General features: G+C 69.5%; 14 protein-coding genes and 1 pseudogene. 6 read left to right on the top strand and 9 right to left on the bottom strand.

The genetic code is table 11. From position 1 onward, the window contains the following. Positions 1–80: 80 nt before the first annotated feature. The gene (locus V6U79_RS06010) at positions 81–590 is read right to left on the bottom strand and encodes an ATP-dependent DNA ligase (RefSeq protein WP_334613800.1); all 510 of its coding nucleotides are present in this window, start codon (positions 588–590) and stop codon (positions 81–83) included. A 254-nt stretch (positions 591–844) separates the two neighbouring features. Here V6U79_RS06010 and V6U79_RS06015 point away from each other — a divergent pair, with 254 nt between their 5' ends. Beyond that, positions 845–1,519, top strand: a complete 675-nt coding sequence (locus tag V6U79_RS06015; protein WP_334521364.1) for an HNH endonuclease family protein — start codon at positions 845–847, stop codon at positions 1,517–1,519. Positions 1,520–2,012: 493 nt separating this feature from the next. On the opposite strand, the gene V6U79_RS06020 is transcribed toward V6U79_RS06015, so the two are convergent. Continuing rightward, the gene (locus V6U79_RS06020; protein ID WP_334613801.1) at positions 2,013–2,903 is read right to left on the bottom strand and encodes a DUF6745 domain-containing protein; all 891 of its coding nucleotides are present in this window, start codon (positions 2,901–2,903) and stop codon (positions 2,013–2,015) included. Between the two features lie 209 nt (positions 2,904–3,112). Between V6U79_RS06020 and V6U79_RS06025 the strand changes: the two genes are divergently transcribed. The 4 genes from V6U79_RS06025 (at position 3,113) to V6U79_RS06040 (ending at position 11,374) form a co-directional block, all read left to right on the top strand. Next, on the top strand, positions 3,113–4,918 hold the full coding sequence (locus V6U79_RS06025) for an Hsp70 family protein (RefSeq protein ID WP_334613803.1): 1,806 nt from the start codon (positions 3,113–3,115) through the stop codon (positions 4,916–4,918). Between the two features lie 76 nt (positions 4,919–4,994). Next, positions 4,995–6,953 (top strand): AfsR/SARP family transcriptional regulator, encoded by a 1,959-nt coding sequence (locus tag V6U79_RS06030; RefSeq protein ID WP_334521356.1) that lies wholly within the window; start codon positions 4,995–4,997, stop codon positions 6,951–6,953. Between the two features lie 204 nt (positions 6,954–7,157). Continuing rightward, the gene (locus tag V6U79_RS06035) at positions 7,158–10,253 is read left to right on the top strand and encodes an AfsR/SARP family transcriptional regulator (RefSeq protein ID WP_334613804.1); all 3,096 of its coding nucleotides are present in this window, start codon (positions 7,158–7,160) and stop codon (positions 10,251–10,253) included. Further along, positions 10,250–11,374: a DUF2637 domain-containing protein gene (locus tag V6U79_RS06040; RefSeq protein WP_334613805.1), complete on the top strand. Its 1,125-nt coding sequence runs from the start codon at positions 10,250–10,252 to the stop codon at positions 11,372–11,374. Before V6U79_RS06035 ends, V6U79_RS06040 begins: the two co-directional genes overlap by 4 nt. 426 nt (positions 11,375–11,800) lie before the next feature. Here the strand turns inward: V6U79_RS06040 and V6U79_RS06045 are convergent. The 5 genes and pseudogenes from V6U79_RS06045 to V6U79_RS06065 form a co-directional block, all read right to left on the bottom strand. Beyond that, a pseudogene (locus tag V6U79_RS06045) lies at positions 11,801–12,131 on the bottom strand (transposase); the annotation flags it as partial. A 270-nt stretch (positions 12,132–12,401) separates the two neighbouring features. Beyond that, positions 12,402–12,740 carry a hypothetical protein gene (locus V6U79_RS06050; protein ID WP_334520442.1) on the bottom strand — a complete coding sequence of 113 codons (339 nt, stop codon included), beginning with the start codon at positions 12,738–12,740 and terminating at the stop codon, positions 12,402–12,404. 432 nt (positions 12,741–13,172) lie between these two features. Next, positions 13,173–13,427 carry a hypothetical protein gene (locus tag V6U79_RS06055; RefSeq protein ID WP_334613806.1) on the bottom strand — a complete coding sequence of 85 codons (255 nt, stop codon included), beginning with the start codon at positions 13,425–13,427 and terminating at the stop codon, positions 13,173–13,175. A 173-nt stretch (positions 13,428–13,600) separates the two neighbouring features. Further along, positions 13,601–14,110 carry a hypothetical protein gene (locus tag V6U79_RS06060; RefSeq protein WP_334613808.1) on the bottom strand — a complete coding sequence of 170 codons (510 nt, stop codon included), beginning with the start codon at positions 14,108–14,110 and terminating at the stop codon, positions 13,601–13,603. Further along, positions 14,110–14,415: a hypothetical protein gene (locus V6U79_RS06065; protein WP_334613809.1), complete on the bottom strand. Its 306-nt coding sequence runs from the start codon at positions 14,413–14,415 to the stop codon at positions 14,110–14,112. The genes V6U79_RS06060 and V6U79_RS06065 overlap by 1 nt, the downstream gene beginning before the upstream one ends. A gap of 7 nt (positions 14,416–14,422) precedes the next feature. On the opposite strand from V6U79_RS06065, the gene V6U79_RS06070 reads away from it, so the two are divergent. Beyond that, positions 14,423–14,707: a hypothetical protein gene (locus tag V6U79_RS06070; protein ID WP_334613810.1), complete on the top strand. Its 285-nt coding sequence runs from the start codon at positions 14,423–14,425 to the stop codon at positions 14,705–14,707. A 209-nt stretch (positions 14,708–14,916) separates the two neighbouring features. Here V6U79_RS06070 and V6U79_RS06075 read toward each other — a convergent pair whose 3' ends face one another. Together V6U79_RS06075 and V6U79_RS06080 are read right to left on the bottom strand one after the other, a co-directional pair. Beyond that, entirely contained in the window at positions 14,917–15,240 is a 324-nt protein-coding gene (locus V6U79_RS06075) for a hypothetical protein (RefSeq protein WP_334613811.1), read from the bottom strand. A 1-nt stretch (position 15,241) separates the two neighbouring features. Further along, positions 15,242–15,994 (bottom strand): hypothetical protein, encoded by a 753-nt coding sequence (locus V6U79_RS06080; RefSeq protein ID WP_334613812.1) that lies wholly within the window; start codon positions 15,992–15,994, stop codon positions 15,242–15,244. Between the last annotated feature and the right edge of the window lie 11 nt (positions 15,995–16,005).

The following is a 16,005-nucleotide window of genomic DNA, read 5'->3' on the forward strand; positions in this document are numbered from 1 at the left end:
AATCGAGTTCGATTCGAGTTCGTTGGCCCCGAAATTCAGCGGCAACGCCGAGCGGTCAAACGGTCAACCACAAACCCTAACTACAACAGTCCTTCGAGGCCGGCGGCAGTCCAGGTGTGCAGCCACTCGGTGGCCTGTCCAACGTCGGTGCTCGCCGGTGACAGGGTGACCTGTGCCGGGGCGTCGGCGAGCAGTGACGTCAGCAGGGCGCGCCGTTCGGCGAGCGGCTTGCCCAGCAGGGGCAGGCCGGGCGGAGCGCTAAGGAGGTCGAAGACCACATAGTGGGCGGGGTGGTGCCTAACCAGGGCCTCGCGGTCAGTCCCGGCGGTAACCCGCCGCTGCAGCTGGGAGAAGTCGGTCCGTTCTCTCTCCCAGACCACGAGTTCCCCGTCCAGCACGGTGCCAGGTGCGACCGCGCGGCAGACGGCCTCGACCACGTCCGGGAAGTACGTGCCCAGGTCCCGGCCGGCTCTGGACTGCAGGTAGACCCCGTTATGTTGGCGGAACGCCAGGGCACGCCAGCCGTCCCACTTCGGCTCGTAGGACAGGCCGGGGCCCTCCGGCACGTTCCCGACGGGTTTTGCCAGCATCGGCGCGATCGGTGGCCGCAACATCCCATCGGCGTCGGGCGGCTTGGCCCGCCGACGGCCAGGGCTCACCGTGAGACACACCTTCGCCAGACCTGAATTGCCCTCACCTCCCTTCTTCATGGTTGGACCGCGCGACGAGTGGCGCAGGAAGATGCCGAACAGTCGATGGCTGTACGACATCCCTTCACAGGCATGCCCTTCGATCGACATGATCGTTAGAGACGGTAGCCGTCCACCACCACGAGGAGGCCCGCATGTCGATCACCCAACCCTCTGCCCGATTCCCGCGCGCCAGACGGCACGCTGCCGCGCTCGCCGTCGCGGCACTCGCGGGAACCTTGCTGGCGAGCGTGAACGCGCAGCCCGCGTCGGCCACGCCTCCCGGCATCCCGTCCAAGGCCACGGCACAGTCCCAGCTCAACGCCCTAACGGTGGCGGCGCAGGGCTCAACCAGCGGCTACTCCCGGGACCTGTTCCCCCACTGGATCACCATCAGCGGCAGCTGCAACACCCGCGAGCAGGTCCTCAAGCGCGACGGCACCTCCGTCGTCGTCGACAGCTCCTGCGCGGCGACCTCCGGCCGCTGGTACAGCCCGTATGACGGTGCCACCTGGTCGGCGGCCTCGGACGTCGACATCGACCACGTCGTGCCCCTGGCAGAGGCGTGGCGCTCCGGCGCCAACTCCTGGACTACCAGCCGGCGGCAGAGCTTCGCCAACGACCTCACCCGCCCCCAACTGATCGCGGTCACCGACAACGTCAACCAGGCCAAGGGCGACCAGGACCCGTCCACGTGGCAGCCGCCGCTGTCTTCCTACCGGTGCACCTACAGCAAGATGTGGATCACCGTGAAGTACAGCTGGGGTTTGACCCTGCAGTCGACGGAGAAGTCCGCGCTGCAGAGCATGCTCAACACCTGCAGCTCCTGACCGGGCAGTTCCGGCCGGGCGACTACCTTTGCGGGATCCGACGTCCCGGCCGGAACTGGACCCGTCACCGGGGTGAGGCGGCATCACCGGCGTGTTCGCGCCGACGCCCGCGTCGCGGCAAGGAGCCGCCGGCCCATCGCCATGGCTTTCGCTTCCGTATCGAACTCCCACCGCAACACCCGGCCCGTTTCCACGTCGCCGGCGCGGGCGATGACCTTCCACCGGACCTTGCGGGTCAGCCAACGTCCCGGCGGCCCAGGCGCCCCCCGATGCCGTTTCACCAGCCCCGCCACTTCCCACACCAGCGCGTCGTGCAGGTGTTCGATGTTGGGTCGGCGGGCTGATAGTCAAAGGCGGCGGGGCAGGGTCCGGCGCCGACGGTCGGCAAGGCAGTGGCAAGCGAACGGCGGGAGCCCGACGTGGGCGACGAGTGCCGACACCCGGCGATCCTGGGAGTCAGGAAACTGAACTGAGATAGCCCCTGGCCTTTCCCCTAGGCTTCGGCTGTCTGATCATCGGTGCGTCCCTGGCTCTGGCCGTCGAGGTGCGTCACGGTTGGCCGCTCGCTCATGATGGCGAGGTCGGCGAGGGGCCACCAGGGCCCGGACGTCAACGCCACCTCTCGGCAACCTTCCCAGCCAGGGAGCGGGGTGGTGGCGAATGCCGTGCGGTAGGTGTCAATGGCGGCCAGGACGACGAGGTCGGGGTAGAAGTGCCATGCGGGGTCGAAGAATCGGTCGTTGGCGTCCGGGAGGCAGTACTGCACGACGGCGCGTGCCTCGTCTTTCTGTTCGACACCGGTGTCGTAGGCCTGCCAGTACCGGGCGGCGCTGAGGGCGTAGCTGCGCATTACTGGGCCCAGCGCGTCCCAGGCGGGGCGCAGTCGCTGCTCGTAGGTGCTGCGCAGGGTGGTCAGGACCGGTTGCAGTACGGCGCGTTCTGCTGGCAGGACTGGTGAGCAGAGGTAGGGGTGTTCCATCAGGTCGTAGCGTTCGTCCACGCCGTCGTAGCGTTGTTCGCCGTAGTAGCCCTCCCACTCGAAGAAGTGATGGAAGGCGCTGAAAGCCTTGCTCTGTTCGAGGTCGGATGCCTGCTGCCACAGCGGTGCCCGCGCCGTGGAGAGGGCCTTCTGGAGGACGTCTCGGCGTACCTGACGCACCAGCGGCGTGTGTCCCTGGCTGATGTGGCGCCGGAGCTGGTCCATGGCGTCTTGCAGTGACGTGCACCAGATGAAACGGGGCGGTGCCGGCAGGCTGGCGGCGCGGTAGGCCGCCTGGGCGGCGGCTTCGGCCCGATCTCGGTCGACGGGACCGGTCGCTAGGGCAGCCTTCGTCCAGAGGGCGGCAACGTCGTCGGTGGATGCTGGCGTGATCGATGGTCCCACAGCTCTATCCAATCCATGGTGGTCAAGGTGTTACAGCGTTCAAGGGCAGTAGGGGAGATCACCTCCAGTGATCCCCGTCGTCTTGCGCGCTGGTGCTGTGCGTGATTCACGGGTGACGAAAAGATGATCCTCATGTTTGACTGAGATCTATGCGACCGGGGGAGGCGCGGCTAGCGATCGACTGTGGCAGTGCCACCACGACTGCGGTCGTGGCCTGGCCGGACGGTCGGTGGATTCCGCTGCAGTTCGACGGCGAACCGGCGCTGTCCAGCGCGGTGTTCCTGGCCGATGACGGGAACGTCCTGACCGGGCAGAGGGCCTGGCAGGCGGGAATCGCCGAGCCGCAAAGGTTCATTCCGTCACCTCGACGGTCCGCCGAGCAGATGCTCACCGTCGCCGGCGCGGACGTCGACACGCTGGATCTTGTCGCGGCTACTCTGCGCCGGGTCGCCGGGGAAGCGCAGCAGGCGGTGGGCGTCGCGGTGGAGGACGTACGCGTGGTGGTGCCCGCGGGGTGGGGCCCCAGGCGGCGGACATGGATGCGCCACGCCGCGCACCGGGCTGGCCTCCCGCAGCCCCGCCTCGTCGAAGCGCCGGTCGCCGCGGCCGGCCACCTGGTGTCGACAGGTGCGCAGCTTCCGGTCGGCGCGTTCCTCGTCGTCTGCGACGTCGGCGCCGCAGCGGAGGTGAGCGTTCTGCGTCGTGGCCCGACCGGCTTCGAGGTCCTGGCGACCCTCGCTGACCCGGACGCCGGTGGCAGCGCCATCGACCAGGCGCTAGCGAACATGTTGGCCGGCGCAGCGACCGGTTCGGCTGGCGAACAGGGCCAGAGGTGGGCGCTGGCGGCCAGCGTGCAGGCGGCGAAGCACGCCCTCACCCACCACGCCGCGGCCACCGTTCCATTGCCAACCGGGCCCGCGGCGGTACTGAACGGCGGCCTGCTCGAGCAGGCCGCACAACCCGTGCTCACCCGGGTCGCCGAGCTGACGGTGGAAGCCCTCGCCGCGGCGGAAGTAGACCGGGCCGACATCGCGGGCCTCTACTGCGTCGGGGGCGTCGCCCAGATGCCGGCGCTGGAGAAAACCCTCGCCCAGACGACCGGTATAACCCCGGTCGTGGCCGCCGATCCTAACCTCGCCGCGGTGCACGGCGCCGCCGACGCCGGATCCACCCAGGCCGGCGACGCTGCCCCCGAGGACCAGTCGGCTACGGTGCCGCCGGTGCGAAGGGCTGTCGCCATCGCGGTACCCGGCTTCGCGTCCCTAGCTCTGGTGGCACAGTTCCTCCTCACTCCGGAGTGGAGGGGAGGGTTCCTCGGCGTCATTCCTGCCACGGCGGTGCTGAACTGGGGTGAACTGGCCATGGCCGCGGTCTTCGCCCTGATCGCCTGCCTCGCCGCCGGCACGGTCATCGCCTCGGCCATCGCCGCCCGCAACACAGCCGACCACAGCCCGCCCGGTGTCCAGACCGGCACCGGCATCCTCGCCGCCGCGAGCATGGGCACCGCGGTCGCCGGCATGTACGCGGTGGTCGGCAGCCTCTACATCGCAACGGCTGTCGGGCCGTTCCTGCGGTGGGCGCTGATGCCTATCGCCCCGATCGTCGTGGTCGCGGCGGTGCTGGCACTGGTCGCCGCCCGACAGTGGCGCACACCCCGCGGCGGCTGGTCACAGCTCCTATCCTTCCCCACCAGCTCGGTACTGACAGCGGCCGCCGGGATGCTGTGCATCCAGTACTCACTGACCGCCGACCGCTGGCCCGACATGATCCTGTTCATCGACATCACCGGCCGCCTCGGCGGACTGCTCCTCGGCGCCGGCACCATCATGGCGGTGGTGCGCCAACCGCTGCTGCGGCTCATCCTGGGCGCACCCCTGGCGGTCATCACCGCAGCGCTGGTCAGCCCCCGCGCCTCCGGGATCCTCGGCGTCATCTACGCCATCGCGGTCGCGGTGTGGTGGCTTCGCCAGCTGTGGGCCCGGATCTTGCGCCCTCACCCCCGCCTCGCCTCATGAGCGCCCTCACCGAGGTCAATCCTGATCGTGCCTGCGGTGCCGGCGGCTGGTGGCGGCGGTGAGGTGGCCGCGACGGATGGCGGCGTGGGCGGGCCTGCTGATGCTCCTGGTCGGTCCGCCCTTGCTCCTGGTCAAAGTCTCAAGCTGGCCCCTGCGAGGCGTGCCCACCACTGAGCAGGTGCAGGAGTGGGTGGCGCAGCCTCTGACCGAACGGACACTGACCGCCGGTTTGACCCTGCTGGCCTGGTCGATCTGGCTGTTCGTCGCCTACACCGCCGTCGCGGCCACTGCCCGCCGGGTGCGCTCGAGCGCGCGGTGGCTGCGCCGCCTGCCACTGCCCACGCCGCTGCAGGCCACCGCCACCGGCGTCGCCGGCGCGGCGGCCCTGAGCGCGGGTCACGCCGCTCTTGCCCAGCCTGCCGAACCGGTGGCACCGGTCACCGCCTCCGCCGTTGATGGCGCACCCCTAGGCCCCGACACCGCTGACACCGTGGACGTGGGGGAGGGCGTCACTATCGCGGGAGGGTGGCTGCCCCGCGAGGCGGCTGAGCAGGTAGCGGCTGCGTCGGCGCTGGTGTGGCTGCGTCGCCGCCGCGACTATGAGCCCCTGACCGGGTCAGAAGCGCCGCTCCATGACCTGCCGCCGCTGTCGAGGACGGTCGCGGCTGTCCGGGCGGCCCTGGACGCCACCGCCCATACCGGTGTCGAGTCTGAACGGCCGCCACCGGGCGAGGCTAGGGCGGCGGGGCCGCTGACCGTGCTGCCGGCGGCTGTCGCATTGACCGGTCCCGGTGCCCTGCACGCCGGCAGGGGAGTCCTGGTCACCACACTGCTTGCCGCGCTACGGCAGCCGGCGGGCGGGACGCCGACCGTGATCACCCGAACGGCGTGGGCGATGCTGCTCGGCCCGACCGCCACCATGACACCGCACCAGGGGCTTCCCGGCTTGCAAGTGACGGCCAGCCTCGACGAAGCGCTGACGCTTGCACACAGCACCGCACGCGCGATGCTGCTGATCAGCGAAACCGTGCCCGCGCCCGCTGGCAGCCGGTTGGCCACCGTGCTCGATACCGGCACCGTCACCGCAGTGGTTCTCGGCACCTCACCGGTCGGGACGGCGTGGCACGTCGATGTCCACGGCCACACCAGCGAGGCCGGGCGCTCGCAGCAGGGCGGGCCGCGGCTGTGCGTCCTGGACCAGGTCGCCGCCACCGACCTGCTCGCCGTCCTCACCCTCACCCAGCCCCCGCTGCAGCGCCAGCCAGCCGACGCCACGGCCGTTCCCCGCCCACGGCCCCCCGCCGACACCGTCACCGTTCACCCGGCCATCGCCCGCCCGGCCCCGCCGTCGACGCAGCTGAGGGTGCTCGGCAAACCCGCCCTCCTCGTCGGCGGACAACCCGTCACGATCCGCCGCAGCGCCGCCTGGCAAGCTCTCATCCTCCTCGCTGTTCACCCCGACGGCCTGCGTACCCGGCAGCTGACGGACGCGATCTGGCCGGGTGTACCCGCCCACACCGTCACCGGACGCCTTTACACCACCCTCAGCGAGCTGCGCCGCAGCATCAGCGCCGCTGTCATCGACCACGCCGAGGACCGCTACCGCCTCGATCCGGAGCAGGTAGACGTCGACCTGTGGCACCTGCGTGCGGCAGCCCGCCGCGCCGCCACCGCCCTCACCGATCACACCGGCGCCTGGCAGAAGGTCACCGACGCCTACACCGGCGATCTCGCCACCGGCCACACCTGGGCCTGGGTCGATCCGCCGCGCGAAGCTACCCGGCGACTGGTCATCGACGCCTACGCCGCCGCGGCCGCCGCCCAACCCGAACCGCGCCGCGCCGTGGAGTTGCTGCAAGCCGCGCTGCGCGTCGACCCCTACAACGCGGACCTGCACCGCCGCGCCGCCGACGCGCTCACCGCCGTCGGTGACCACACCGGCGCAGCCGAAATCCTGCGCACCTACACCCACCGCCTCACCCACGCCGGGCTCTCACCCACGCCCCTCGACCAGGCGGCGCCCTCCACGCGGTGACATTCCCGGGGCCTGACTGCCCGGGCCCTGCCTAACCTCGGCCGGATGGAACTGCCCTCTTACTTGGCTGACCTCGGGGTGTAAGGCCGTGTGAGGTCGTGTGAGGCCCTGTCAGCTGCCAACCCCTGCCCGCTCCTTCCCGCCACTTCTAGCGTCGATCACGAACCTTGCCGATCGGATCGTGTGGGCGTGAGGAGATGACGGGTGAGTTCCAAGACGGGCGGCGCAGCCGCCACCACTGCGACAGCCTTCGTGTCCGCGGGCTACGCCACGCTCCTACACACCGAGGTGTGGCAGAGGCCGCGGGTCCCCTCAGCGTCGCAGGCGCGCGCCTGGCTTGCGCAGCCGCTGACCGAGGGATTCATCATCTTCCTGGCCCAGGTCGGCGCCGCCGCCCTCGCCGTCTACCTGATGACCGCCATGTTCGCTCGCCTGGTCGCGCGGCTCACCCGCGCCACCCGCTGGCTACCAGCGCTGCGCCTGCCCGGACCCCTCCAAGGCTTGGCCGCCGCGCTGCTGGGCGCCACGGCGATCACCGCCACCGTCGGCGCCAGCCCAGCCACCGCAGCAACCGACGCCGCCGCCGAAGGCGACGGGCAACCCACCCGGCCCCGCGCACCCCACGACAGCCACGACGCCCCTCAAGAGCCGTCACCGGTGGCAGAAGGCGTCCCGGATAGCCCCACCTACACCGTGCGGCGGGGTGACACCCTGTCCTCAATCGCTGCACGACAGCTTGGCGACGACAGTCGTTGGTCCGACATCTACGCCCTCAATCGCGGCACCCACTTCCCCCGAGTCGGCGGCACCCTGCACGACCCCGACCTCATCCGCCCCGGCTGGATCCTCGACCTGCCCGCCGACACCACCGAATCCACACCACCCACGCAACGAGCGACCCCGGCACCGCCGACCCGCCAGCCGGACACCAGACCACAACCAGCGCCCACCACCGCACCGGCGCCCAGCCCGGCGCCCACCAGCACCGCCGACGACCCGGCGGCCACGACAGCCCCCAGCACTCCCACCGCGTCCACGGACACCTGCACCGTCGGCAGCAGCCCGGATACGAAACCGACCCACGACCACGGCGCCGAGCGGACACCTCGCGGGATCACGTTGCCTACCGGTAGCTGGATCGACGTGGGCCTGGCTTTGGCCGTCGCGGCCGCCGTCGCGCTGGTGTGGGCGCACCGCGGGCACCGCCACACGCCCCGCCCACTGGGAGCGCCCAGCACGGACACCACCAGCATCAGTCCCATGCCGCGCGTCGTGGATCAGATCCGCCGCGGACTACGCCGGGCCCCCTCCACACACCACGGTGACCAGCCAATCGAGCCCGTCACAGACGCCCCGCGCGGCGAGAGATTGAACGCCAGTCACCCCACGTCTGAATGCGGGCACGCGCCGGCCAGCGAGGCCCCCGACACCAACGGCACTACTCCCGCCGCCACCGGCCTTACCGGTCCACAGATGGACAGCGGCAGCGACAGGACCAGCGGGCAGCCGACACCACTGGCGCCGGCCCTGCACAATCCGCTGTCGGCACTGTGGCCACCGGCCGGACTCGGACTGACCGGGCCCGGCGCGGCAGCCGCCGCGAGGGGATTCCTGATCGCCGCCCTTGCCTCCGGCGGGCCACACCAGCCGCATGCCCAAACCACGGTGGTCGTACCTGCACCGACCGCGGTAAGACTGCTCGGCGTTGCCGCAACGGATCTGCCGCACACGCCACGTCTGCTGACCCCGTCCACACTCGAGCAGGCCCTGGACCTCGTGGAAACGCAGACGCTGCACCGCACTCGTCTGGTCGACCAACACGACGTCAACACCGTCGCCGACCTGCACGACTCCCACCCCGACGAGCAACCGCCGCCGCCGCTCATGCTCCTAGCCGACGCCACGCCCGACAACGAACGCCTCCGTGTCGCCGCGCTCCTGAACCAGGGCGAGCACCTGAACATCCACGGCGTGCTGCTCGGACCGTGGCCGCACGGCAACACCATCGTCGTCACCGAGGACGGCACCACCACCCCCGCCGACGGTGAAGGCGCCCGCCATGGCACCCATCCGGCCGACATCGGCCGGCTTGCCGTGCTCAACGCCGCCGAAGCTGTGGACCTGCTCGCCACCCTCGCCGAGTCGCACACCCGGCAACCCCAACCGCATAGACCAACGACGCAGACACCGCCGCCACGGACCGGCTCCCAGGCCGGGTTCACCTGCCGACAAGCGCCAGACAGCCCAGCGTGGCCGCCAGACCCCACCGATCAAGCCACGCCTGCCCCAACCGTTGAGTCCTCCGACCACGCGGTCGAAGACGAGGTGCTGGACGGTGATACGGGCCGGGCGGGCGTGGTCGAGGGCGCCGCGGCCCCGACCGACGCCGTCAACGACACGCCCAGGTTTTCCACCGAGGTCACCGCGACGAGCGGTAAGGGTATGCCTCCTCCGGAGGACTTCCCCGATGTCGCCGCACAGGGTAAAGACGCAGACGGTGAGCCTGCGCGGGAACTGTCAGGGCGGGTGAGGCTCACCGTGCTGGGCGCCCCCCGCATCGTCGACGGCGACCCCCAACGCAACATGCGCGCGAAATCCCTCGAGCTGCTGGTCTACCTGGCCGTGCACAACGGGGCAGCCTCGGCGGAGGCCATCCTCGACGACCTGCTACCCGACGCCCCAACCAGCAAGGCCGCCGGCCGGCTCTACACCTACGTCTCCGGGCTACGCGCCGCTCTGCGACACAACGGCGGCCCCGGCAGCTACGTCACCCACCCCGACCACCGCTACCTGCTCAACCCCGACATGCTCGACATAGACCTCTGGCGGATGCGGGCGGCGATCCGTGAGGCCGGGCAGGCCATCGACCCGCAGGCCCGCGCAGCCGCCCTGCGTCGGGCGGTCGAGGCCTACCACGGGCCACTCGCGCAGGGCTGCGACTACGAATGGGTCGAGTCCTACCGCGAGGCGATACGCCAGGAAGCCCTCGACGCCCACCTCGCTCTCGCCGACACCTTGGACGGACAACCGGCACAGCAGGCCGCCGTCCTCGAGGCCGCCATCGCCCACCAACCGCACCACGAGGCCCTCTACCAGGCGGCGATGCGCGCCCGCGCCGAACTGGGCCACCTCGACGCGATCCGCACCCTGCGCCGCAGGCTGACCCGCGCCCTCGCCGACATCGACGCCAGACCCGGTGCCGACACCCTCGCCCTGGCCGACCACCTCGTCGCCCAAGCCACACACCCCAAGCCAGGCCCGAAACCCGCACCCCACATGGCAGGGGAGACCCCGGCATGAGCACCACCGCAGCCGTTGCCAACGTCGAGGTGGGGGAGCGGGACCTGAGCCAGTTGCGGCGGCTGCGGTGGGCCGTTCGGGGTGTGCTCACCCTCGGCGTCGCTGCCTCTGTCGCCGCGAACGTGCTCCACGCCCGACCCAACCCGGTCAGTCAGATCATCTCCGCGTGGCCACCTCTGGCGTTGATGCTCACCGTCGAGCTCATCTCCCGCGTACCCAGCCACCAGCGTGTGCTCGCCGTGGTGCGGCTGCTAGCCGCCGCCTCGATCGCAGGAATCGCGGCATGGGTGAGCTACTGGCACATGGCCGGCGTCGCCGCACGGTACGGCGAGACCAAGACCGCCGCCTACCTGCTGCCCATCAGCGTCGACGGGCTCGTGATCGTCGCCAGCGTCAGCCTCGTCGAGATCACCGCACGGATCCGCTGCGCCACATCACACCGACCCCGACCGACGACCCGGCCCGAGCCCGGACCGTCCGTCACCTCTCCGGATACTCCCGCATCGCACTCGGCCACAACCCGCACACTCGCCTCTTTCACGCACCGTCCGGAGGCTGACTCTCACCCTGCTGCGACACCAGCCGCCACGGCGCGTACCACCAAGCCGGTGACCGGATCCATCATGGCTTCCGCACCCGAGATGGTGGCGGGTCTTGCCGCTGAGGCAGGCAAGCAGCGGCGGACCGAGTCAGCCCTGCCCTCCGATCCCGCGCAAGCGGCTGATGCGCCGCACGAGACGAAAGGTAGCGAAGGGCTGCCCGCCACGCAGACATCGCCATCGGATCCGCATGACCGCCACGAAAAGAACAGCCGGCAGGCACCTGCCAGGACCGGTAACGTCTCCTTGCGCGTACCGGCTCAGGATCGCCGACGGCGCACACAGGTGAGCCACGGCATGCCGAACGACGACACAACCGGAGGCGAGGTGCCGTCGACAACACCCGCTGCTGTCGCCTACTGGTACCGGCGGGATCCCAATCTGCATCCAGCAGAGATCGCCACGCGCATTGGCCGATCCGAACGCACCGTACGTAGGCATTGGCCCCCGCCCACCGACACCGCCTCGCCCCCCGTCAACGGCCCGCGCCATCGCCAGGTCGCCGACGGCCTGCACCGGTGAAAGCGCGTTGTGTCAACCTGGGCAGCCGTCGCAACGCACAATGCCTACGTTCATGCTCCGATCCCGGCCTCCTGGTCAAGCTTCTCGCCTGCTTCTGACCACGCCCAGTCTCCGGGCCGGGCGAGGATCGCGACCTTATCGGACGTGCGGCCGCCGCGGGTGGGTGCGGGTCAGGTCAGGACCGGTGGTTCTCGGTGCCCGTCATCCGATCTTGGTGAGCGTGACAACCGAATCGCCTGGATAACCGGAACAATGATTCTCAGTTGCGACGGCCGGCCACCGGCGGCATAGTGCGAAGGCCCTCCACCGGAGCCACCTCCCTCTGTGCAATCCAGACGGGGCCGCGGACGAGGCCGGACCAGAGCCCCACTGGCAGGGCCTCGATCATCCCTGATCGTGCGCATCGGACTGCTGACCTAGTGCGGATCAAACGGTGAGGGACTGTCCGATGCTGGTGTAACGGCCCGGCACGTTGGTGCTGCTGGGGGCGGTGCCGCCTTTGGAGGTGATCGCGAAGCCGTTGAGGGCGGGCTTCCAGCGCACGGCCCACTTGTCGCGGCCTCCGCCGGTGGTCGGGGTGATCGGTGATCGGGTGACCAGGTCGGGCGTTGAGGGCGGTTTGGTCGGTCGGGAAGTGCCCGCGAACCCGCACTGGCCGGCGGTGGCGGGCGTTGAGGGACTCGATGGCGTTGATGGAGCAGATGATTCGGCGGATCTCCACGTCGTAGTCCAGGAAACAGATGAACTCCGACCAGGCCGCCCGACAGCTTGACGAGATGTGCTTGCAGATCCCGCAGGTATCGCACGGCGCGCGCTGACCGTGGCTGCTTAAGAGCAGGCGTACAGCATTCGGGTACGCAACCCATCGCACCGTCAGAGCCATGACCGACCGGCAGTTCCCATGGGTCGGACCCAGACCGGCCAATACAACACCGGCCATACCGACCCACCCCGCGCCTAGCGTCAGCCTGGATCCCGCGATAGCCGTCTCTACACCACCAGCGCGGACTTGATCAGGCGTAGTTCACTACCAGGCCTTGCTGCGGATCGGAGGGACGTCGAGGTCGTGGTGCCCGCCGCGGTGCTCGGCGAGCAGCTGGCGGCGGATGGTGCGCCAGGCGATGCGCTCCTGGCGGTGGGCGAGCTTGCGGTACAACTGGAAGGTGCAGAGCTGGCAGCCGCACAGGTTCGGGGCATGGGCCGACGCCTGCCGGTAGCAGCGGGTGCGGATCCAGCGGTCGGCGGCGAGGAATTCGTCGAGGTCGCACGGTCCGCGGCCGTGCTCGTGAACGTCGGTGAACCAGTGGCGCACCAGCGGGTCCCGCTGCTGCACGCGTTCGGGTCGGTGGATGTCGGTCCGGGCCATGTGACGACCTGCCCTTCGGCTGCCCGCGCACCGTGCGCGGGACTAACGCCTGGCTGACATGTCGATCACCTCCGGACAGGGGGAGTGGAGCGCGTGGGGTCCAGGGTAGGGGTTGGGTCCGACGGGCCGTCGCATCGGTGCGCGATCCGCCTCAGAGGCGGCAACCACCGCGGCGGGTAGACGATGAACGCCCGAGGGCCGCAGCTTGGGCGTTCCCAAACCTCGGCGCTCAAGATCGTCGGTGGCGCAGGCGTCGCTCTTTCGGCGAGAGATGCCGCCCGGGATGCGGCCAGCGCCGGCGACGGTCTCGCTGCCGACGACATGATCGCCGTGGGTAGCCCTGGCATGCGCGTCGACAGTGCCAGCGTGTTCAACTCGGCCCTCGTCACGTCTGGGTTGGTGCCGCCAGGCCGGCACGCGTGCGTGTCTTCATCAGGGCTCTTGAATGACGCGGTCGGGATGGCATTGGCCGTGGTCGAGTTGGGTGAGGCTGTACTTGCCCATGATGACCCGTGCCTGGTTGCGGATGCTGACGCTGTCCTCGTTCCAGTAGTCGCTGTGTCTACGGGTGTCGGCGGTGTGGCGGTTAGCTCCGAAGCCGTCGTAGTGAGGGCTGGGCCCACGTCCGTGGTCGTAGGCGGCCCGGCCGGCATCGACGGTGCCGCCGAGGAGGGTGCCTCGGAACACTTGCTCGTGTTGACAGGGGAGTGGCCGAGGCATCGAAACTAAGCTAAGACGGCTTGATAGACGCTCCACCTTGTCACCTGGCCCTGGGCCCACTCGGTGGAGTGTTGATGCGCAGCGGGAGGCGAGATCAACATTCACGCCGAAGTGGTGCCGATGTCGCGTGGCGCGCACCGTCAGCCGGCGCGATGTAAGGCACCTCGGCTGACGGTGGCTTCAATTCCCCGGCGGATGCGGCCAGTGCCACGGTGAAGCAGTACGAGTATCAGGCCGATGAAGCTAGCGGTGAAAAGCGTCCAGTAGTCACCTCCGAGGGCTCGCACCAGGGCGAGGCCGGCAAGGCCAGCTAGGACGACGAGCAGGATGAGCCGGATTCCCGCCAGAGCTTTGCAGGCCGAGACGAGCCGGGACCGAGAGACGGCTGCCTGGCCTGTGCCCGATCGTGCCCAGAGCACGGTGGCGACCAGTGCGATGGTGGCGAGTTGGGCGACTGGGCCGCCGATGGCGAATGGAAGTGCGGGTGTCTCGCCGGCTGCGAGCATGGCGATGCCGCCGGCGGTGAAGCCGGTGAGGAGGCCGACGACGACGATGCCGGCCCAGATGGTGCGGCGGGCGCTGCGGCGTGCGGCGGCGGGATCTGGGAGTGGAATGCGGTCGTCGCGATCGTGCACCGGCGAGGTCTCCATCAGTTCTTGATGTTCCAGTCGAGGGTCTTACCGCCGTCGTGGACCCGGCCGTTGGAGATGTCGGAGACGAGGGTAGGCCAATTGCCGCCCGGCAGGCCGTCGCTGTTGTGCAGGCGTTGGTCGAGGTCCCGCATCTGGGTCCAGAGGGTGGTCAAGTAGGTGATGGCCGCGGTGACGACGGCGGTGGTCAGCGCGATGGCCTTTGCGGTGGATGCTCCGGCTGCTGCTGCCGAGGCGGGCGCCGTGACAATGCCGAGCGCCGCTGCGGCAGCCGCGATCAGCTCGACGATGTAGGGCACCAGCACGGCCGCGATGCCGAGCCAGAAGGCGATGATCCCACCGGCTACCTTCGAGCGCGTCGTCCAGCTCGTCCGTGGCGGCCTTGATGGCGGCAAGAGCCTTGCCCTGGAGCGGAACTACGCCGGTGTAGGCGGTCGCGGCGGTTCCGGTCCAGTAGTCGTCGATGAGCAGTTGCCCGGCGTCGACCTTCGCGGCCAGCTCGTGCACTGGACCGCCGACGTGTCGGGTCCAGGTTTCGCCGTGGGAGTAGAGCGTCCAGGGCACTCCCCAGCGGGTGAAGAACTTGCCCACCTCTGAGTAGAACTTGAGTACGAGTTCGTTGAAGCGGCGCAGGAGGTCGAGCGCGTCCTGCGCGAGCGATCCGAGCCAAGCGAGCTGGCGGTTCACCCGCTCGATGATCTGATTTGCCAGCCGTTCGATGCGGCGCATGCCGTCCTCGATTGTCTGAATCAGCTCGTTGAACTCTGGCTCGGACAGCGGAAGTGGGTGTGTCACCGGCGGCCCTCTCAGTAGATGTTGTTCAGCCGGTGCACGGCGTCGGCCTCGTCGCGCTCGTACCCGTCGGCGGCGTTGCGCAGCGAGGTGGCGATCGTTTCGAATGTCTCGCTGCCCTGGCCGAGGAGTCGGATCATGCGGTCCTGGAGCTGCTGGTAGAGCTCGACCAGTCCGACCTTGTCGCCGATGTAGGAGAAGTGCAGGGCCGCGAGGTCCAAGCGCGCGGCGACCTGTGCGGCGTTCCTCATGACGTCGCCTGAGTCGTCCCAGACTGCCGCGTCGTTGCGGAGCGCCTCGATCGATACCTTGAGCTTCTGCTCTCCGGGCGGTGGCATGTCAGCCGCTCCCTCGTGGGTCTCTTGTCATGAGGCCGAGATTGGCGAACAGCTGGAACGGATCTGCCGTCATGCGGTCCAGCTCGTTAAATGGCCACGACTCCTGCCATTGCGCACGCACTGCGGCGCGGTTGGCATAGGCCGCCGCGATCGCGGCGGTAACGGCGCCACTGACCTGATCATCCTCGGCGGAGGCCAACCATCTCTGGTCCAAGGTCACCGAGCACAGCCGGTCCCCGCTCAGCACCGCTGTCACCCGGCTGGACGAGTCGCTGCCGGTCGAACCCATTTTTGCCGCCTGCTCAAGCTCCGTGGCCATGTCGTCCAATCGGGCGGAGGAATCCTTGAGCACGTAGAACAGGCCGCGAGCGAAGTTGACTGCTGACTCGTCCACGGGCGAGCCCGAGGCTGGCAGCCAGGAAAAGTCAGTTGCCTCCGGCGCATCTAGGTCACCGCTGGCGTGGCTGCTGATCCCATGAGCCCATGCCTCCGTACGGCGCCGCGTGGCCTCGTCCGCAGCTTCCACAATGGCAGAACCCAGCTCTTCCGGAGGTAGGCGCCGGCGCCAATCGGCCAGCATTTCGACTAGGTCGACGCGACCATCGGAGGTCAGCGCCACCCTCAGGCCCTCGCGGGAGTCGCGGGCCGATGACTCTGCGGCTTCCCGATTCCCGGCCAGGAGCCGCGAACGCAGGTCATCCGCCTGTCGGCGTAGCTCCTCCAGCTCCGCGAACTCATCGGATGCGTCGACCACCCATAGCCCCC

This window comes from Micromonospora psammae, from assembly GCF_036902725.1.
In the GTDB taxonomy this organism is placed as follows: Bacteria; Actinomycetota; Actinomycetes; order Mycobacteriales; family Micromonosporaceae; genus Micromonospora.

Coding starts and splice junctions, on each gene's coding strand:
- V6U79_RS06030 (WP_334521356.1), top strand. CDS start 4,995: ATGGCGGCGTGGGCGGGCCTGCTGATGCTCCTGGTCGGTCCGCCCTTG.
- V6U79_RS06075 (WP_334613811.1), bottom strand. CDS start 15,240: ATGCCACCGCCCGGAGAGCAGAAGCTCAAGGTATCGATCGAGGCGCTC.
- V6U79_RS06010 (WP_334613800.1), bottom strand. CDS start 590: ATGCTGGCAAAACCCGTCGGGAACGTGCCGGAGGGCCCCGGCCTGTCC.
- V6U79_RS06060 (WP_334613808.1), bottom strand. CDS start 14,110: ATGGAGACCTCGCCGGTGCACGATCGCGACGACCGCATTCCACTCCCA.
- V6U79_RS06070 (WP_334613810.1), top strand. CDS start 14,423: ATGCCGAGCCAGAAGGCGATGATCCCACCGGCTACCTTCGAGCGCGTC.
- V6U79_RS06040 (WP_334613805.1), top strand. CDS start 10,250: ATGAGCACCACCGCAGCCGTTGCCAACGTCGAGGTGGGGGAGCGGGAC.
- V6U79_RS06050 (WP_334520442.1), bottom strand. CDS start 12,740: ATGGCCCGGACCGACATCCACCGACCCGAACGCGTGCAGCAGCGGGAC.
- V6U79_RS06015 (WP_334521364.1), top strand. CDS start 845: ATGTCGATCACCCAACCCTCTGCCCGATTCCCGCGCGCCAGACGGCAC.